Genomic DNA, 15,219 nt, shown 5'->3' with positions numbered 1-15,219 from the left:
ATTAGAGCGTCACCGGCTCCGGTCAGACTGTCCCGCGCGCGGCCCACGCGGTGGCGGTGACGGTGAAGGAGCCACTGCCGAGATGTTCGCGAGCCACCGATTCGAGATGCGCACGACCGGCGTCGTCGAGGCCCTGAACATAGTCACCAGCCGGGCCGACACCGAATGTGTATGGCTCCCACCACTCCTCGAACGTCGGATGCACCACATCGGCGGCAATCGGACGCTCTTCCACATCACGCAGCCCGGCGGCTTCGAATATCTCGGTCAGATGCCCTCGGTGAGCACCGGAAAGTAGTGCTTCATCCTCAACGTCAGGATTGATCAGGTGAACGGCCTCCCAGAAGGGTGCCAGTGCACCGGTCGGCCCGTCCCACACGCATGCTGCGACGATTCCGCCACGCCGCGTGACGCGGGCCATCTGCCCGATGCCGACTACCGGATCTGTCATGAAGTGCACAACCAACTGGGCGAGGGCGGCATCGAAGGCAGCCGTGCCATAGGGCAATTCTTCTGCCGTACCCTGGCGCACGTCGACATCCGGGAAGCGCGCACGGAGCGCGTCGATGAACGGCGGTGAGGGATCGATCGCCGCGACCCGGGCTCCGACCGACAGCAGATGCGCTGTCAGCGCACCCGGCCCACATCCCACGTCGAGTACGTTGTCGCCGGCGCTCACCCCGGAAAACGCCGCAAAGACCTTCGCAAGAGGCTCGGCGTAGCGGCCCATGAATCGCGCATAGGCGTCCGGCGGAACCTCGAAGCTCACCTCGAAATGCTACGTCGGCATCGCCGAGTCACAGCCCGAATTTGGCGCGTGCGGCATCGGTGACCGGCGTGAACAGGTTGACGAGATTGCCGTCGGGATCCCGGAACATCAGCGCGCGGTTACCCCACGGCATGGTCGTGGGCTCGGTGACGACGTCGTCCAACTGACCGGCCAACCGCGCGTACTCGGCATCCACGTCGTCGACGATGAACTCGAAGATCGCACTTCGGTTGGCCGCAGGCTCGGCAGAACCCTGCCCGAACAGCGGAACGGTCTTCTCGCTGCCGATCGCCAGCGTGCCGACCGGCGTCGGTATCTCGGCGAAGAGTTCGTTGCCCCAGACCGCCCTGACCCCGGTGACCAACTCGTAGAACGACGCGAGCCGCTGGACGTCGGCCGTGATGATGCGGGTCGAAAGAAACTTCATGTCAACAACTCCTGAGGGTTCACCGTCACTGCACCGGACCGCTCGGCGGCCGGTACCGCAGCATGCTAGACACGCACTCCGACAAACCGGACGTAGCATCAGGTGCCGTGACCACCCGGAAGCGCACACCGGTTCTCGTCGTGCTGTCGGGACTCCCTGGCGTCGGCAAGACCACGGTGGCACAGCGCGTGAGCGCTGAGATCGGCGCAGTGCATATTCGCCTCGACACGATCGAAGCGGCCATGACGGCGTCGGGATTCATCGACCGGGCCGGCGGTTGGGACGCGGTCCCCGATGCCGGCTATCGGATCGCCTATGCGATCGCTTCCGATTTCCTGATCGCGGGGCACGACGTCGTGGCCGACAGCGTGAATCCGCTCGGCATCACCAGACGAGCCTGGGCTGAGGCTGCACGGACCGCGCGAGCCACACTTCTTGACGTCGAGGTGATCTGCAGTGATCGGAGCCTGCACCGCAGACGCGTCGATACCCGGACCTCAGACATCGATGGATTGACCGTGCCGACGTGGCAACAGGTCGAGGACCGGATCTACGAGCCGTGGGACCGCGAAGTTCTTCGCGTCGATACTGCGTCGGGAGTGGAGGCCGCGGCCGCGGCCGTCGTCACCGCGGTTCACAGTGCACGCGAAGCCGCGTTCGATCCGCAGGCCGAGCCCCGAATGTGAAGAGCGTTCGGCATCCCTGGCTTGTTTGTAACCTGTCGAGATGGACGAGGTTTCGGATGACGGGCCGTTCTTTCACGGCACCAAGGCCGACCTGCGGGTGGGCGATCACCTCACCGCCGGGTTCCGTTCCAACTACCGGCCCGAAATCGTGATGAACCACATCTACTTCACCGCGTTGCGCGACGGCGCAGGCCTCGCTGCCGAACTCGCTGCGGGCGACGGGATCCCGCGGGTCTACGCCGTGGAACCGACCGGGGAGTTCGAGAACGATCCCAACGTCACCGACAAGAAGTTCCCCGGCAATCCCACCCGGTCCTACCGGACCAGGGAGCCGCTCCGCATCGTCGGCGAGGTCATCGACTGGACCCGATTGACACCCGAAGCCCTTCAGATGTGGCGGGACCGACTCGCCGCGATCCATACCGAGGGCCGCGGCGAGATCATCAACTAGGACCGACAAAACGTAAACGCGGAAATCCGTGCCGAGAACACCGGGAGAGACGATGGCCAACCGTTGGTCCGGAGTAACCATCGATTGCGCCGATCCCATTCGGATGTCGACCTTTTGGGCCGCAGTGCTCGGCATTGCAGCGTCGAGCGAACACGGAGATGATCCGGCCTGGGCGACTGTGGGCTCGCGCGCGGGACGGTTTCCCCGCCTCACCTTCCAGCGCGTAGCCGAACCGAAAGCCGGAAAGGTACGCATCCACCTGGACGTCGAGGTCGATGACATCGACGCCGGACGTCTTCAGGTCGAGGAGCTGGGTGGACGCTTCTCCGGCGTCCGGCACGACTACGACGAGGGGGTTGTGCTGAACATGCTGGATCCCGAGGGGCATGAGTTCTGCCTGGTGCAGCACTTCGACAGAGCCGCCCCTACCCGTTGAAGCGCGACTGCACGACGTTTCAGCGCCAAACAACGTCACGACGAAGGTGCGATGTACTCGTGGCGTAACTCGACGACCCTGGCGATGTGGTCGAAGTCGTGGTCTGCGGCCAGCACAGTCGCATCATTCAGAATGGCATATCCGGCAATGAGGATGTCGAGTGAACCGGCCGCCCGAACGAGGCCTGAATTCCATAGGGCGCTTTGAATTTCGAGCACCATCGATTCGTCGGGCGCCCGCTCGAGCGGGAAGCCGAGCGAGATCTGCTCGCGATAGTGCGCGTGCTCCTCGGGCGTGCGAGCGCTGTGGCAGAACTCGAGTACCTGCGGCGGACATGTGACGAACAAGTCGGCAGGCGCTCGCTCGATGCGCCGCAGTCGCGCAGCGATTGCCTCGTCTCCGATGGCCAACCTTGCCCAGACCGAGTTGTCGACGAGGTAGTCCGTCACGAGGTCTCGGTCACGTCCGGCGAGATCACGGGCGCACCCAACTCGGTGGCGAGGTCGGCCAATCCCGCGATGCCGTCGATCATTGCGCCCTTCTGTTTCGACGCGATGAGCCGGCGTAATGCAAGATCCAGAACGGCTCGGTTCGATCGCTCGCCCGTGAGAGCCCTGGCACGCTCTATCAGTTCCGGATCAAGGTCCACGCTGGTGACAGCCATGATGCACTCCCCTAGCTCGCTATATGAATGATTATATAGCGCGGCTGGTCGCTGTCGTCGCGGCGCGCAGCTTTAGGCCGGGCTCTGCCGATGTCGCGGGAGCCAAGTGAGGAGTTCAGTGCTGAGACTGGCGATCAGTTCGTCACCCCAGATCGTCTGGGTCTGCTGCCAGGGTGTCCGAACGTTCCCCAGCGAAGGTCCGAGGTCATGTGCACGTAGTAATCACCGTCGGGATACACGGGTATGGCCGGAATGACATTCGAAATGACCTGCCGCGGCAGTTCACCAACCCGAGTCATCACCGACGCCGTTGTAGTGGTTGATGATGGGATTGCCAGTTCCCGTCGCCGCGATCAAGAGCCGCGCCAAAACCTCCAGGAAATGCACGTCGGCAACATCGAGATCGCGCGACGACTTCGCGCGGAGGCTCGTCAACTCCGCAAGTGTGTCGGCGGCTTGAGCTGCGGTGAGCCATATACCACCGGATGCGTATTCGCACTGCGGTGGTGAGTGAATCGCCTCATTGAGGTTGGGATAGTCGGAGCCGCCTACCAAGCGCTCGACTGTGGGATAGCTAGCGGAATGAGAGAAGCTACCGGGCCAATAGAAGATCTCATCGACGAGATGCATCCACGGGTGAACACAGGCGCGTCCCGTGAGATCGTCGCGGTCGCCGACGCGCCAGTTCCACAGGTCATCTGGGTCTTGACCCGGATTCTTACTTCGCTTCAGCGTCACGATGCCGTGGTGGTTGATCATCAATTCATCGTGCGAGCATGGCGGCTCCGTGGCTCGGCCGTCGCGATAGCAGGTGCAGCAGACGAATGCTTCCCACTCACTCATGCCAAAGACGGTATGCGTAGCACCTGACGACGCCGCGCTACACGTTGAAGCGGAACTCCACGACGTCCCCGTCGACCATCACGTAGTCCTTGCCTTCCATACGGACCTTGCCGGCGGCCTTGGCCGCGGCCATCGACCCGGCCTCGACGAGATCGTCGAACGAGACCACCTCGGCCTTGATGAAGCCCTTCTCGAAGTCGGTGTGGATCACGCCGGCGGCCTTGGGCGCGGTGTCGCCCTGGTGGATGGTCCAGGCGCGCGATTCCTTCGGCCCCGCCGTCAGATACGTCTGCAGTCGCAGGGTGTGGAAACCGGCGCGGGCCAACGCATCCAGGCCACGCTCGGTCTGCCCGATCGACTCCAGCAGCTCTTGGGCGGACTCGTCGTCGAGCTCGATCAGCTCTGATTCGATCTTGGCGTCCAGGAACACCGCGTCGGCCGGGGCCACCAGTGCCCGCAGCTCGGCCTGCTTCTCGGCATCGGTGAGCACCGACTCGTCGGCGTTGAACACGTACAGGAACGGCTTGGTCGTCATCAGGTTCAGCTCGCGCAGGATCGACCAGTCCTGGGCCGACGAGGACACGGAAAAAAGAGTCTTGCCGTCATTAAAAACTTCCTGCGCCGCGACCGCCGCGTCCAGCACCGGCTTGCGTTCCTTGTTGTTGCGGGCTTCCTTCTCCAGGCGCGGCACCGCCTTCTCCAGCGTCTGCATGTCGGCCAGGATCAGCTCGGTCTCGATCACCTCGATGTCCGAGCGCGGGTCCACCCGCCCGTCGACGTGCACCACGTCGTCGTCGGCGAACACCCGCACCACCTGACAGATGGCATCGCACTCACGGATGTTGGCGAGGAACTTGTTGCCGAGGCCCGCACCTTCGGACGCGCCCTTGACGATGCCGGCGATGTCGACGAACGTCACCGGGGCCGGCACGGTCTTCTCCGAGCCGAAGATCTCGGCGAGCTTGTCGAGCCGAGGGTCGGGCAACGGCACCACGCCCTCATTGGGCTCGATGGTCGCAAACGGGTAGTTGGCCGCCAACACGTCGTTACGCGTCAGGGCATTGAACAGAGTCGATTTTCCGACGTTCGGCAAACCGACGATTCCCAGGTTCAGGCTCACAGAGAAGAGAGTCTAGGCCCGTGTGACCGGCACGCCAGCGCGAGCTGGCAGCACGCGGCCAGACAGAGCCGGTACGGTCAACGTGTGTCAGGACAGCGCGCACAGTCGGCAGTGCCGGCTGACCATCGCTCTGTACACCCGCGATTCGCCGGTGTGCCGTGGTGGGGAGCTGTCCTTTTGGCGGTCACGGCTACCGCGATCGGCTTTGCCTTCGATGCCGGTGCAGGCAACCGGGAGCTCAGTTCGGTCTTCGCGATCTGTTATTCCCTCGGGTGCATCGCGGCCGTTCTGGCCGTTCAGCAGGCCGGTCTGTTCACCGCGGTGATCCAGCCCCCACTGATCCTGTTCGTCGCCGTGCCCGGGTCCTATTTCCTGTTCCACGGGGGCGAGCTGCAGGGCGCCAAAGACTTGGCCATCAACTGCGGATATCCCCTGATCGAACGCTTCCCGCTGATGCTGTTCCTCTCGGCCACAGTGCTGCTGATCGGCCTCGGCCGGTGGTATGTCGGCCTGACATCACGCAAGGACGCCGGCGCCGACGAAGCGGCCGGCTCCGCAACGCCGAAAACAGCCATGGCGACGCCCGTCTCGGGAATTGTGTCATCCGTCACAACAAAACTTTCCGGGCTGGTTCTCCGCAAACCCGCCACGGCGTCTACGCGCCGGGACCGGACCGCCGAGCATGATCCCGCCGCTGATGTCCCGCCGCGACGTCGTCCCTCCGAACGACCGCCACGGCGACGTCCCGCCGGTGCCGAATCCGGCGCAGGGGCTGCAGCGGCGGCCGGAGCAGGCGCCGGGCGCCCCCGAGGCGAGCGCAGGCCCACCAAACGCACGGCGCCGCCTCGCCCCCGCCCCGACCGTGCGGCCGTCGGCGATCTCGGCAACCAACCCGACGGTGCGATTCCCGAGCGGCCACGGCGCCCCAGGCCCCCACGTTCGGCCGAGCCCGGGGCGGGTGAGCCGCGCCGGCGGGTGCGCACCCAGCCGCGTGAACCGCGCAAGCAACCACCGCCCGAGCGGCGCGAGGCCGGCGCATTCGAGGCCCCGCGTGAGCGCCCGCAGCGGCAGCGTCGCCGATTCGACGACTATCAGCCGTTCGAGGAATCATTCGAGCAGCCGAATCAGCCCAACGGTTCGGGCCGTTCGACGCACCACCCGGTGTCGCGGGTGCGGTACCGCGGTGCCGACGACGAGGATCACCGCGTAGGACACCGGACGCGACCGCGCTCGACGAAGGGCACGGCAGCCCGAGGACGTCACTCCTGGGAATACGACGACTGAAGGCGGGTCAGCCGGGTCCGGGATCAGGCGCGCGGCGGGCGGATCTCACGCGGCAACGCGAACACCAACGTCTCGTTGGCGGTGGTCACGGGCTGCACAGTGCCGTAACCATATTCGGCGAGCCGCTCGAGCACACCGCGCACGAGCACCTCGGGCACCGATGCACCGGAGGTGACGCCCACCGTGGTGACGCCCTCCAGCCAGGTCGGGTCGATGTCTTCGGCGTAGTCGACCAAGTGGGCGGCGTCGGATCCGGCGCCGAGGGCCACCTCGACCAGCCGCACCGAGTTCGACGAGTTACGCGAGCCGACCACGATCACGAGCTCACACTCGGGCGCCATCGCCTTGACGGCAACCTGACGGTTCTGCGTCGCGTAGCAGATGTCGTCGCTCGGCGGATCCTGCAACGTCGGGAACTTCTCACGGAGCCGGCGCACCGTCTCCATGGTCTCGTCGACGCTCAGCGTGGTCTGCGACAGCCAGATGACCTTGTTCGGGTCACGCACTGTCACCTGGTCCACCGCGTCCGGATTGTCGACGACCTGGACGTGGTCGGGTGCCTCACCCGCGGTGCCGACGACCTCCTCATGGCCGGTGTGACCGACGAGCAGGATGTCGTAGTCGTCGCGGGCGAACCGCTTGGCCTCGTTGTGCACCTTGGTGACCAGCGGGCAGGTGGCGTCGATCGTCCGGAGATTGCGGGCGGCGGCCTCGACGTGCACGGTCGGCGCGACGCCGTGTGCCGAGAACACCACGATCGCCCCTTCGGGCACCTCGTCGGTCTCGTCGACGAACACCGCGCCGGCCTTGGCCAGCGTTTCGACGACGTGCACGTTGTGCACGATCTCGTGGCGCACATAGACGGGTGCGCCGTGCTTCTCCAGGGCGCGCTCGACGGTCTCGACGGCGCGGTCGACCCCGGCACAGTATCCGCGCGGTTCGGCCAGCAGGACTCGCTTGCCAGAGGCTTGCGAACCGCCGCCTGACCTCACCGAGCTCGTGGCACCCGGGATACCCATGTTGATTGTCGGCGGCATGGCTCCAGGGTACGGGGCGACAATGCAACGGAGCCAGCCGTGGCTGTGGCTAGTCTGTGCACATGGGAACTGCACCGTACGGGGTCCGGCTGCTGGTGGGCGCGGCTGCGACCGCGATCGAGGAAACTCGCAAGCTGCCCCAAACCATCCTGACGTACCCCATGACGGTGGCCAGCCAGGCGGCCAACATCGTCATGCACGTCCAGCAGAACCTTGCCGAGCTGGTGGTCAAGGGCGATGAAACGCTCGAACAGCTGTTTCCGCCCAAGGACGAGCAGCCCGAGTGGGCCACCTTCGACGAGGATCTCGACTCCGACCTCGACGGCGCGACGGTAGACGACGCAGAGGCCACCGACGGCGACCGGCGTACCGAGGGGCGGTTCGCGCTGTACAGCACCGGGGAGCCCGAGGCCGCAGCTGGGACGAACGGCAAGTCCGCACGTGCCGCCGGCACAGGGGCGGCGCCTGACATCGCGGGCGAGCTCGGCTACGACGCGCTGACGCTGGCTCAGCTTCGGGCCCGGTTGACGTCGTTGCGCGTGGCCGACCTCGAAGCGCTGCTGGCCTATGAGGAGGCCGGCCGGGCCCGCGCACCGTTCGTCACGTTGCTCGCCAACAGGATCACCCGCGCGACCGCGAAGTGACCGAACCGGGCCAGTCACCGGAGAACCCCTGGCCGGTGCGGGCCGTGGCGACCCGCGTCGCCAAATGGATCGACCGACTCGGCACGGTGTGGGTCGAAGGGCAGCTGACCGAGCTCAAGATCCGGCCGGACTCCAAAACCGTCTTCATGGTGCTGCGGGATCCGGCCGCGGACATGTCCCTGACCCTGACGTGCCCGCGCGATCTGGTGCGCAATGCGCCGGTCAAGCTGTCCGAGGGCACCCAGGTGATCATCTGCGGCAAGCCCAACTTCTACACCGGTCGGGGCACATTCTCGTTGCGGGTCAGCGAGATTCGTGCGGTCGGTATCGGTGAGCTGCTGGCCCGGATCGAGCGGTTGCGTCGGCTGCTGGAGGCCGAAGGACTGTTCGACCCCCGCCTCAAACGGCCGATCCCGTTCCTGCCCAACACCATCGGCCTGATCACCGGACGCGCGTCAGCCGCCGAACGGGACGTGACGACGGTCGCCACCACCCGCTGGCCCGCGGTGCGTTTCGCGATCCGCAACACGATCGTCCAGGGACCCAATGCCGTTCCCCAGATCGTGGACGCGCTGGCGGCGCTGGACGCCGATCCCGACGTCGACGTCATCGTCCTCGCGCGCGGCGGCGGCAGCGTCGAGGACCTGCTGCCGTTCTCCGACGAGACGCTGTGCCGCGCCATCGTCGCCTGCCGCACCCCGGTGGTCAGCGCGATCGGCCACGAGCCCGACGCTCCCCTGTCCGATCTCGTCGCCGACCTCCGCGCGGCCACCCCGACCGACGCGGCCAAGCGGATCGTTCCCGACGCCGCCGCCGAACAGGCGCTGATCACGGATCTGCACCGGCGCAGCGCCCGCGCGCTCCGTAACTGGGTGCACCGCGAGCAGCATCACCTGGAGCAGTTGCGCAGCCGCCCGGTGCTCGCGCAGCCCCTGGCGGGGCTCACCGCACGGTCCGACGAGATCTCGCGGGCCCGGGCCACCGCCCAACGCGACATCACCCGGCTGATCGCCGCGGAGACCGATACCATCGGCCATCTGTCTGCGCGGCTGACCGCGCTCGGCCCGGCAGCGACGCTGGCCCGCGGATATGCGGTGGTGCAGACGGTCCCGGCGTCGGGTGAGCCGACGGTGCTGCGTTCGGTGTCGGACGCACCGGAAGGCACCCGTCTGCGGGTCCGGGTGTCGGACGGAGTGATCACCGCCGTCAGCGACGGCAATGAGGCTGCCGCCGTCAGCGACGGCAATGAGGCTGCCGCCGTCAGCGACGGCAATGAGGCTGCAGCCGTCAGTGACGGCAGTGAATAGGCCGGCAGTGACGGCAGTGAACAGAAGGTGTGAGCATCGTGAGTATTAAGCCTATTAGTGAGTTGGGCTATGAAGAGGCCCGCGATGAGCTGATCGCCGTCGTGCAGCAGTTAGAGCAGGGTGGGCTCGACCTCGATGCTTCGCTCAACCTCTGGGAGCGAGGCGAGAAGCTGGCACAACGGTGCGAGGAACACTTAGCCGGAGCCCGCCAGCGCGTCGAGCAGGCGCTGGCTGCACGCGAGGCCGAAGAAGATTGATCCAGCAACTATTTTTGCCGATCGCGCTCGAAACTGGAACCTGTTTCAGTTAAGCTGCCCGTCATGGGTGACGCATCTTTGACCACTGAACTCGGCCGCGTCCTGGTGACCGGAGGCTCCGGCTTCGTCGGCGCCAATCTGGTGACCGAGCTGCTCGACCGCGGATACGTGGTGCGCTCCTTCGACCGCGCGCCGTCACCGCTGGCCGACCACGCCGGCCTTGAGGTCATCGAGGGCGACATCTGCGACAAGCAGACCGTGGCCGCGGCCGTCAAGGACATCGACACCGTCATTCACACCGCGGCCATCATCGACCTGATGGGCGGCGCCTCGGTCACCGAGGAGTACCGGCAGCGCAGCTTCGCCGTCAACGTCGAGGGCACCAAGAACCTCGTACACGCGGCCCAGGAGGCCGGCGTCAAGCGCTTCGTCTACACCGCGTCCAACAGCGTGGTGATGGGCGGACAAGACATCGTCAACGGCGACGAGACCATGCCGTACACCGCCCGGTTCAACGACCTCTACACCGAGACCAAGGTCGTGGCAGAGAAGTTCGTGCTGGCACAGAACGGCGAGCACGGCATGCTCACCTGCGCGATCCGGCCCAGCGGCATCTGGGGCCGCGGCGATCAGACCATGTTCCGCAAAGTGTTCGAGAACGTGCTCGCCGGACACGTCAAGGTCCTGGTCGGCAACAAGAACATCAAGCTGGACAACTCCTACGTGCACAACCTGATCCACGGGTTCATCCTGGCCGGCCAGCACCTGGTCCCCGACGGCACCGCACCCGGCCAGGCCTACTTCATCAACGACGGCGAGCCCATCAACATGTTCGAGTTCGCCCGCCCCGTCCTCGCGGCGTGCGGCCGCCCGCTGCCGACGTTCTATGTGTCAGGGCGCCTGGTGCACAAGGTGATGATGGCCTGGCAGTGGCTGCACTTCAAGTTCGCCCTGCCGGAGCCGTTGATCGAACCCCTTGCGGTGGAACGGCTTTACCTCAACAACTACTTCTCCATCGCGAAGGCCAAGCGCGACCTGGGCTACGAGCCGTTGTTCACCACCGAACAGGCAATGGCAGAGTGCACGCCCTATTACGTCGACATGTTCCGCCAGATGGAGTCGGCGAAGAAGGAGCCGGCCGCAGCGGTCGCTCGCTGAGCCCGACCGCGCGAATCCCTCACGCCCACAACGACATCAGCACGACATAGATCGTCGTACCGGCCAGGATCGACAACAGCGCGCTGCCGCGCACCCAGTGCAGGGCCGCCGTCGAAGCCACCGCGATGCCCAACCACAGCACTTGCCGAATACTGCCATCGGTGTGGCCGCGCAAGGTATAGATCGCCAGCATGGCCATCACCCCGAGCGGCATGTGCGTACTGAGGTAGCGCACCACGGTGCTGTGCCGCATCGGCGCGAGAACCGCGAACGGCAGCGCGCGCAACGCCCAGGTGATACCGGCCGCGACAGCCACCAGCAGCGCGATGTGACCGGTGTCGTCAGGCATGGCGGCGCCGTTCGACGCCGAGTCGGGCCAGCAGCACCACTGTGAAGCCGGCGAACGCGCAGACGAGCAGTTGGCCGGGCACCAACAGCCAGGCAACCACTGCACAGCCCACGGCCGTCAATGCGGTCAGCCGGTCGGGCCGCTGCCGGTACGCATCGATGGCCAGCACGACGAACAGCGCCGTCAGGGCGAAATCCAGCCCCTGCAATCGTTCGACCGGCAGCGCCGAACCGATCAATCCCCCCAGCGCGGCACCGGTGACCCAGAGCGCCTGCAACGCCGCCTGCATCATCAGAATCGGCCGACTCGTCCAGTGCTCGGCAGCCGGGCTCACCGCCACCGCGTACGCCTCATCCGACAGCGCGTAGGTGCTGTAGAGCTTGCCCACCGGACTCTTGACGCGGTCCAGCGGGAACGACAGCGCGTAGAACGCGTGCCGACTGTTCACGATGAACGTGGTCAGTGCGACCGCGCCCACAGGTGCCGCCGTTGCCGCCAGCCCCACCATCAGGAATTCCAGGGATCCGGCGTAGATCACCGCGGCGAAGGCCGGCGCCCACCACCAATCCAGGCCCGCGTGGACCACCAGCAGCCCCAGAGCCATGCCCAGCGGAATGAACGCCAGGCCGATCGGCGCGGTCACCGACATGACCCCGCGCAAAGAGTGGTCGGACATGCCGAAGAGTGTGCCGCACCCGGTGCGGACGCCCGGCCAGCCCGGTTCAGCGGTACAGATGCACGGGGTGGTGCGTGGACTGCTCGATGCGTGCCGATGCGGCATGCAGGAGATCGCTGCCCAAGGCGATGAGGGCACGGGCCGCAGCGATCTCCTCGCCGATCATCGGTGCGCCGGGGTCTTTCGGGTTGCGGTAGGCGTCCCCGGTGGTGGACATGGTGTCATCGCGCACCTGTGCCCGGGCCGACGCGTGGGTGTGGACCTCGTCCTCGGAGAACGCGATCTCGACGAGCCATTTGTTGGTCAGATCCTTGTCGTACATGTCAATCACCCTCCACCTCCAAGGGTGCGCCGGATACGGCGTCCACGCCAGAGCTGGCATCGCGATCCAGCCAGAGAGTGAGGACGATGTGGCGGAGCATCGCCACGAATACCAGCGCCCACACCGCCAGCGCGATCCAGCTCTCGATGTATCCGATGCGCTCCACGATCGGCAGCTGATCGGCCTGCCCGAGGTAGTGGCCACCGACGCCGTACATGCCGAGCGGGAAGACCACGCTCCACAGGGTGGCGTCGTAGCGCAACGGAATGCGATGGACCCAGTGGCGCCAGATACCGGCCGCGATCAGCGGTGGGATGAGCCAGGTACCGAAGGCCCAGAAGAAGACCGACGTTCCCGCGATCAGGCCGCGCGTGGCCGCGACCATGGGTGCATCCGCCATCTCCACGATCCGGGCTCCGGCCACCACGGTGATGGCGGTGGCACCCATCGCCACCCAGTACGGCGGCGTGAGATCGGTGGGCAGCAGCGGGTACACCAGCATCCGGACGGCCACGAAGATGCCCGCTGCACCGTAGAGAAATATCCCGACCGACCAGGAGAACACCGCCAGCAACGCCAATTCCGAACGGCCCACGGCTATTTCGGGCTGCAATGCCGCGGCCAGCACCGCGATGGACTGGCTGGCCACCACCCAGATGAACCAGGTGCCGTTGGCGCTCTGCAGCACCGGCCGGACGGCTTGACCGAGAACCGCTGTCCACGGCACCACATAGCCCAGCACCATCCAGGCGACCCAGCCGATCGCCAAGAGCGTGAACGCCAACCCGTAATGGCCGTCGGCGGCCAATCGGGTGCCGACAACGCAGGTCGCGGCGACGAACGTGAACATGGCGAAACCGCGGCTCGGATCGGTCAGGTCGGCCATGAACTCACGGCGGGAGGCGACGATACGGATGACCGTCAGCGTCACCAGGACCACGTAGGCGATGCCCGCGATCCACAACAGCACCACCGAAATCGCATGCGCACGGTGGTATGTCATTGCGATGGACATGATTCCGGTGCCCATGACGAGCGCGAAGTAACCGGGGTGCAGGGTGCGCACTGCCTCGCGGACTGTCGGCTCACTCATGGCTTTGGTCTTACCACCGCAACGCGGGACGAATGCGTAAATATCCGGCGACAGGCGGACGAAGCCGCGGCGAGCACGCCACAGAGCGCCTAAGGTCGGAATCGGGTCGGGGTGGATCTGTCGAGGCGAGGAGCCAACATGCCGAACGGCAAGCCGAACATTCTCGTGATCTGGGGCGACGACATCGGCATCAGCAACCTCAGTTGCTACAGCGACGGGCTGATGGGCTACCGCACACCGAACATCGACCGCCTTGCCAATGAGGGCATGCGATTCACCGACTCCTACGGTGAGCAAAGTTGCACCGCCGGTAGGGCGGCCTTCATCAGTGGACAAAGCGTCTACCGCACCGGAATGAGCAAGGTCGGCATACCCGGAGCCGACATCGGCTGGGCCGCCGAAGATCCGACGATCGCCGAGCTGCTCAAACCGATGGGCTACGCCACCGGCCAGTTCGGCAAGAACCACTTCGGTGACCTCAACAAGTACCTGCCCACTGTGCACGGCTTCGACGAATTCTTCGGCAACCTGTACCACCTCAATGCCGAAGAAGAGCCGGAGAACTTCGACTATCCGCACGAGGACCGCTACCCGCGGCTGTACAACCTGGCCAAACCCCGTGGCGTCTTGAAGTGCAAGGCCACCGACACGGTGTCGACCGAACCCGATGACCCGAAGTACGGGGCGGTCGGAAAGCAGACCATCGAGGACACCGGTCCGCTGAACACCAAGCGCATGGAAACCATCGACGAGGACATCGCCGATGCGACCGTCGACTACATCAAGCGCCAGCACGGCGAGGGCAACCCGTTCTTCGTGTGGTGCAACTTCACCCACATGCACCTCTACACCCACACCAAGCCGGAAAGCCGTGGGCAGGCCGGGTTGTGGCAATCGCCGTACCACGACACGATGATCGACCACGACCGTAATGTCGGCACGGTGCTCAACGTGCTCGACGAGCTCGGGATCGCCGACGACACCATCGTCATCTACTCCACCGACAACGGCCCGCACCGCAACACCTGGCCCGATGCCGGCACCACCCCGTTCCGCAGTGAGAAGGACACCAACTGGGAGGGCGCCTTCCGGGTGCCGGAGCTGATCCGGTGGCCCGGAAAGATCAAGGCGGGCACGGTTTCCAACGAGATCGTCCAGCACCACGACTGGCTGCCCACCCTGCTCGCGGCCGCGGGTGACCCCGACATCAGCGAGAAGCTGAAGAAGGGGCACAAAGCCGGGGCCGACGGCGAGACTGAGTACAAGGTCCACGTCGACGGGTACAACCTGTTGCCGTACCTGACCGGCGAGGTCGAGGAGAGCCCTCGACGCGGGTTCTTCTACTTCTCCGACGACGGCGATCTGGTGGCGATGCGGTTTGAGAACTGGAAGATCGTGTTCGCCGAGCAGCGCTGCCAGGGCACACTGCGGATCTGGGCCGAACCGTTCACGCCTTTGCGCGTGCCGAAGCTGTTCAACCTGCGCACCGACCCCTACGAGTACGCCGACATCACGTCGAACACGTACTACGAGTGGATGCTGCGCCACGACTACTTCGTGTTCTACGCGACGGCGATGGCGACGAAATTCCTCGAAACGTTCGAGGAGTTCAAGCCGCGGCACCCACCGGCCAGTTTCAGCATCGACCACGCGGTCGAGAAGCTGCACGCGTTCCTGGCCAAGGACTGACCAAGCA

21 protein-coding genes are annotated in these 15,219 nt (G+C 65.6%); 9 read left to right on the top strand and 12 right to left on the bottom strand.

Translation table 11 applies throughout. The features are described 5' to 3' along the window. Positions 1 to 22: 22 nt before the first annotated feature. Together AC4LGL_RS15020 and AC4LGL_RS15015 are read right to left on the bottom strand one after the other, a co-directional pair. On the bottom strand, positions 23 to 769 hold the full coding sequence (locus tag AC4LGL_RS15020; protein ID WP_491839448.1) for a class I SAM-dependent methyltransferase: 747 nt from the start codon (positions 767 to 769) through the stop codon (positions 23 to 25). A 28-nt stretch (positions 770 to 797) separates the two neighbouring features. Further along, complete coding sequence (locus AC4LGL_RS15015) at positions 798 to 1,196, bottom strand: VOC family protein (RefSeq protein WP_491839447.1); 399 nt, start codon at positions 1,194 to 1,196, stop codon at positions 798 to 800. 107 nt (positions 1,197 to 1,303) lie between these two features. Here AC4LGL_RS15015 and AC4LGL_RS15010 point away from each other — a divergent pair, with 107 nt between their 5' ends. Genes AC4LGL_RS15010 through AC4LGL_RS15000 form a run of 3 tightly spaced genes read left to right on the top strand, consistent with a single transcriptional unit; the run spans position 1,304 to position 2,769 of the window. After that, positions 1,304 to 1,882 (top strand): P-loop nucleotide/nucleoside kinase family protein, encoded by a 579-nt coding sequence (locus AC4LGL_RS15010; protein ID WP_491839446.1) that lies wholly within the window; start codon positions 1,304 to 1,306, stop codon positions 1,880 to 1,882. 40 nt (positions 1,883 to 1,922) lie between these two features. After that, entirely contained in the window at positions 1,923 to 2,333 is a 411-nt protein-coding gene (gene arr / locus AC4LGL_RS15005) for an NAD(+)--rifampin ADP-ribosyltransferase (protein ID WP_491839445.1), read from the top strand. 52 nt (positions 2,334 to 2,385) lie between these two features. Next, positions 2,386 to 2,769, top strand: coding sequence for a VOC family protein (locus tag AC4LGL_RS15000; RefSeq protein ID WP_491839444.1), 384 nt, complete (start codon positions 2,386 to 2,388; stop codon positions 2,767 to 2,769). Positions 2,770 to 2,804: 35 nt separating this feature from the next. Here AC4LGL_RS15000 and AC4LGL_RS14995 read toward each other — a convergent pair whose 3' ends face one another. From AC4LGL_RS14995 to ychF, 5 genes are all read right to left on the bottom strand, one after another. Then, positions 2,805 to 3,218 (bottom strand): PIN domain-containing protein, encoded by a 414-nt coding sequence (locus tag AC4LGL_RS14995; protein WP_491839443.1) that lies wholly within the window; start codon positions 3,216 to 3,218, stop codon positions 2,805 to 2,807. Continuing rightward, complete coding sequence (locus AC4LGL_RS14990) at positions 3,215 to 3,433, bottom strand: type II toxin-antitoxin system VapB family antitoxin (protein WP_491839442.1); 219 nt, start codon at positions 3,431 to 3,433, stop codon at positions 3,215 to 3,217. The genes AC4LGL_RS14995 and AC4LGL_RS14990 overlap by 4 nt, the downstream gene beginning before the upstream one ends. Before the next feature lie 134 nt (positions 3,434 to 3,567). Next, complete coding sequence (locus AC4LGL_RS14985) at positions 3,568 to 3,732, bottom strand: DUF2716 domain-containing protein (RefSeq protein ID WP_491839467.1); 165 nt, start codon at positions 3,730 to 3,732, stop codon at positions 3,568 to 3,570. Continuing rightward, a complete protein-coding gene (locus tag AC4LGL_RS14980; RefSeq protein ID WP_491839441.1) occupies positions 3,716 to 4,276 on the bottom strand; it encodes a hypothetical protein in 561 nt (186 codons plus the stop codon). The genes AC4LGL_RS14985 and AC4LGL_RS14980 overlap by 17 nt, the downstream gene beginning before the upstream one ends. Before the next feature lie 37 nt (positions 4,277 to 4,313). Beyond that, a complete protein-coding gene (ychF, locus tag AC4LGL_RS14975; RefSeq protein WP_491839440.1) occupies positions 4,314 to 5,396 on the bottom strand; it encodes a redox-regulated ATPase YchF in 1,083 nt (360 codons plus the stop codon). Between the two features lie 84 nt (positions 5,397 to 5,480). On the opposite strand from ychF, the gene AC4LGL_RS14970 reads away from it, so the two are divergent. Beyond that, complete coding sequence (locus AC4LGL_RS14970) at positions 5,481 to 6,680, top strand: DUF6542 domain-containing protein (protein WP_491839439.1); 1,200 nt, start codon at positions 5,481 to 5,483, stop codon at positions 6,678 to 6,680. A gap of 23 nt (positions 6,681 to 6,703) precedes the next feature. On the opposite strand, the gene AC4LGL_RS14965 is transcribed toward AC4LGL_RS14970, so the two are convergent. Continuing rightward, positions 6,704 to 7,717 (bottom strand): 4-hydroxy-3-methylbut-2-enyl diphosphate reductase, encoded by a 1,014-nt coding sequence (locus AC4LGL_RS14965; protein WP_055116664.1) that lies wholly within the window; start codon positions 7,715 to 7,717, stop codon positions 6,704 to 6,706. 62 nt (positions 7,718 to 7,779) lie between these two features. On the opposite strand from AC4LGL_RS14965, the gene AC4LGL_RS14960 reads away from it, so the two are divergent. The 4 genes from AC4LGL_RS14960 (at position 7,780) to AC4LGL_RS14945 (ending at position 11,083) form a co-directional block, all read left to right on the top strand. Then, positions 7,780 to 8,361 carry a lipid droplet-associated protein gene (locus AC4LGL_RS14960; protein WP_491839438.1) on the top strand — a complete coding sequence of 194 codons (582 nt, stop codon included), beginning with the start codon at positions 7,780 to 7,782 and terminating at the stop codon, positions 8,359 to 8,361. Next, complete coding sequence (gene xseA, locus AC4LGL_RS14955; protein ID WP_491839437.1) at positions 8,358 to 9,668, top strand: exodeoxyribonuclease VII large subunit; 1,311 nt, start codon at positions 8,358 to 8,360, stop codon at positions 9,666 to 9,668. Before AC4LGL_RS14960 ends, xseA begins: the two co-directional genes overlap by 4 nt. A 44-nt stretch (positions 9,669 to 9,712) precedes the next feature. Continuing rightward, positions 9,713 to 9,925 (top strand): exodeoxyribonuclease VII small subunit, encoded by a 213-nt coding sequence (locus AC4LGL_RS14950; protein WP_055120573.1) that lies wholly within the window; start codon positions 9,713 to 9,715, stop codon positions 9,923 to 9,925. A gap of 63 nt (positions 9,926 to 9,988) precedes the next feature. Further along, positions 9,989 to 11,083: a 3-beta-hydroxysteroid dehydrogenase gene (locus tag AC4LGL_RS14945; protein ID WP_491839436.1), complete on the top strand. Its 1,095-nt coding sequence runs from the start codon at positions 9,989 to 9,991 to the stop codon at positions 11,081 to 11,083. Positions 11,084 to 11,102: 19 nt separating this feature from the next. Here AC4LGL_RS14945 and AC4LGL_RS14940 read toward each other — a convergent pair whose 3' ends face one another. From AC4LGL_RS14940 to AC4LGL_RS14925, 4 genes are read right to left on the bottom strand one after another with little or no spacing between them, the layout of a single operon-like run. After that, positions 11,103 to 11,432 carry a branched-chain amino acid transport AzlD family protein gene (locus tag AC4LGL_RS14940; protein WP_491839435.1) on the bottom strand — a complete coding sequence of 110 codons (330 nt, stop codon included), beginning with the start codon at positions 11,430 to 11,432 and terminating at the stop codon, positions 11,103 to 11,105. Continuing rightward, positions 11,425 to 12,108 (bottom strand): AzlC family ABC transporter permease, encoded by a 684-nt coding sequence (locus AC4LGL_RS14935; RefSeq protein WP_491839434.1) that lies wholly within the window; start codon positions 12,106 to 12,108, stop codon positions 11,425 to 11,427. Before AC4LGL_RS14935 ends, AC4LGL_RS14940 begins: the two co-directional genes overlap by 8 nt. Positions 12,109 to 12,154: 46 nt before the next feature. Further along, positions 12,155 to 12,430 (bottom strand): dsRBD fold-containing protein, encoded by a 276-nt coding sequence (locus AC4LGL_RS14930; protein ID WP_491839433.1) that lies wholly within the window; start codon positions 12,428 to 12,430, stop codon positions 12,155 to 12,157. A 1-nt stretch (position 12,431) separates the two neighbouring features. After that, positions 12,432 to 13,523, bottom strand: coding sequence for a tellurite resistance/C4-dicarboxylate transporter family protein (locus AC4LGL_RS14925; protein ID WP_491839432.1), 1,092 nt, complete (start codon positions 13,521 to 13,523; stop codon positions 12,432 to 12,434). 138 nt (positions 13,524 to 13,661) lie between these two features. Between AC4LGL_RS14925 and AC4LGL_RS14920 the strand changes: the two genes are divergently transcribed. Then, positions 13,662 to 15,212 carry an arylsulfatase gene (locus tag AC4LGL_RS14920; protein WP_491839431.1) on the top strand — a complete coding sequence of 517 codons (1,551 nt, stop codon included), beginning with the start codon at positions 13,662 to 13,664 and terminating at the stop codon, positions 15,210 to 15,212. Positions 15,213 to 15,219 lie beyond the last annotated feature (7 nt).

The organism is Mycolicibacterium arcueilense (genome assembly GCF_058536225.1).
This window is presented reverse-complemented; position numbering and strand designations above follow the sequence as displayed.

What these genes read in the sequence shown, in the direction of transcription:
- AC4LGL_RS14985 (WP_491839467.1), bottom strand. Translation starts at nt 3,732, where the DNA reads ATGACTCGGGTTGGTGAACTGCCGCGGCAGGTCATTTCGAATGTCATT.
- AC4LGL_RS14960 (WP_491839438.1), top strand. Translation starts at nt 7,780, where the DNA reads ATGGGAACTGCACCGTACGGGGTCCGGCTGCTGGTGGGCGCGGCTGCG.
- AC4LGL_RS14940 (WP_491839435.1), bottom strand. Translation starts at nt 11,432, where the DNA reads ATGCCTGACGACACCGGTCACATCGCGCTGCTGGTGGCTGTCGCGGCC.
- AC4LGL_RS14980 (WP_491839441.1), bottom strand. Translation starts at nt 4,276, where the DNA reads ATGAGTGAGTGGGAAGCATTCGTCTGCTGCACCTGCTATCGCGACGGC.
- AC4LGL_RS14930 (WP_491839433.1), bottom strand. Translation starts at nt 12,430, where the DNA reads ATGTACGACAAGGATCTGACCAACAAATGGCTCGTCGAGATCGCGTTC.
- AC4LGL_RS14965 (WP_055116664.1), bottom strand. Translation starts at nt 7,717, where the DNA reads ATGCCGCCGACAATCAACATGGGTATCCCGGGTGCCACGAGCTCGGTG.
- AC4LGL_RS14925 (WP_491839432.1), bottom strand. Translation starts at nt 13,523, where the DNA reads ATGAGTGAGCCGACAGTCCGCGAGGCAGTGCGCACCCTGCACCCCGGT.
- AC4LGL_RS14935 (WP_491839434.1), bottom strand. Translation starts at nt 12,108, where the DNA reads ATGTCCGACCACTCTTTGCGCGGGGTCATGTCGGTGACCGCGCCGATC.
- AC4LGL_RS15000 (WP_491839444.1), top strand. Translation starts at nt 2,386, where the DNA reads ATGGCCAACCGTTGGTCCGGAGTAACCATCGATTGCGCCGATCCCATT.
- arr (WP_491839445.1), top strand. Translation starts at nt 1,923, where the DNA reads ATGGACGAGGTTTCGGATGACGGGCCGTTCTTTCACGGCACCAAGGCC.
- AC4LGL_RS15015 (WP_491839447.1), bottom strand. Translation starts at nt 1,196, where the DNA reads ATGAAGTTTCTTTCGACCCGCATCATCACGGCCGACGTCCAGCGGCTC.
- AC4LGL_RS14920 (WP_491839431.1), top strand. Translation starts at nt 13,662, where the DNA reads ATGCCGAACGGCAAGCCGAACATTCTCGTGATCTGGGGCGACGACATC.
- AC4LGL_RS14945 (WP_491839436.1), top strand. Translation starts at nt 9,989, where the DNA reads ATGGGTGACGCATCTTTGACCACTGAACTCGGCCGCGTCCTGGTGACC.
- AC4LGL_RS14990 (WP_491839442.1), bottom strand. Translation starts at nt 3,433, where the DNA reads ATGGCTGTCACCAGCGTGGACCTTGATCCGGAACTGATAGAGCGTGCC.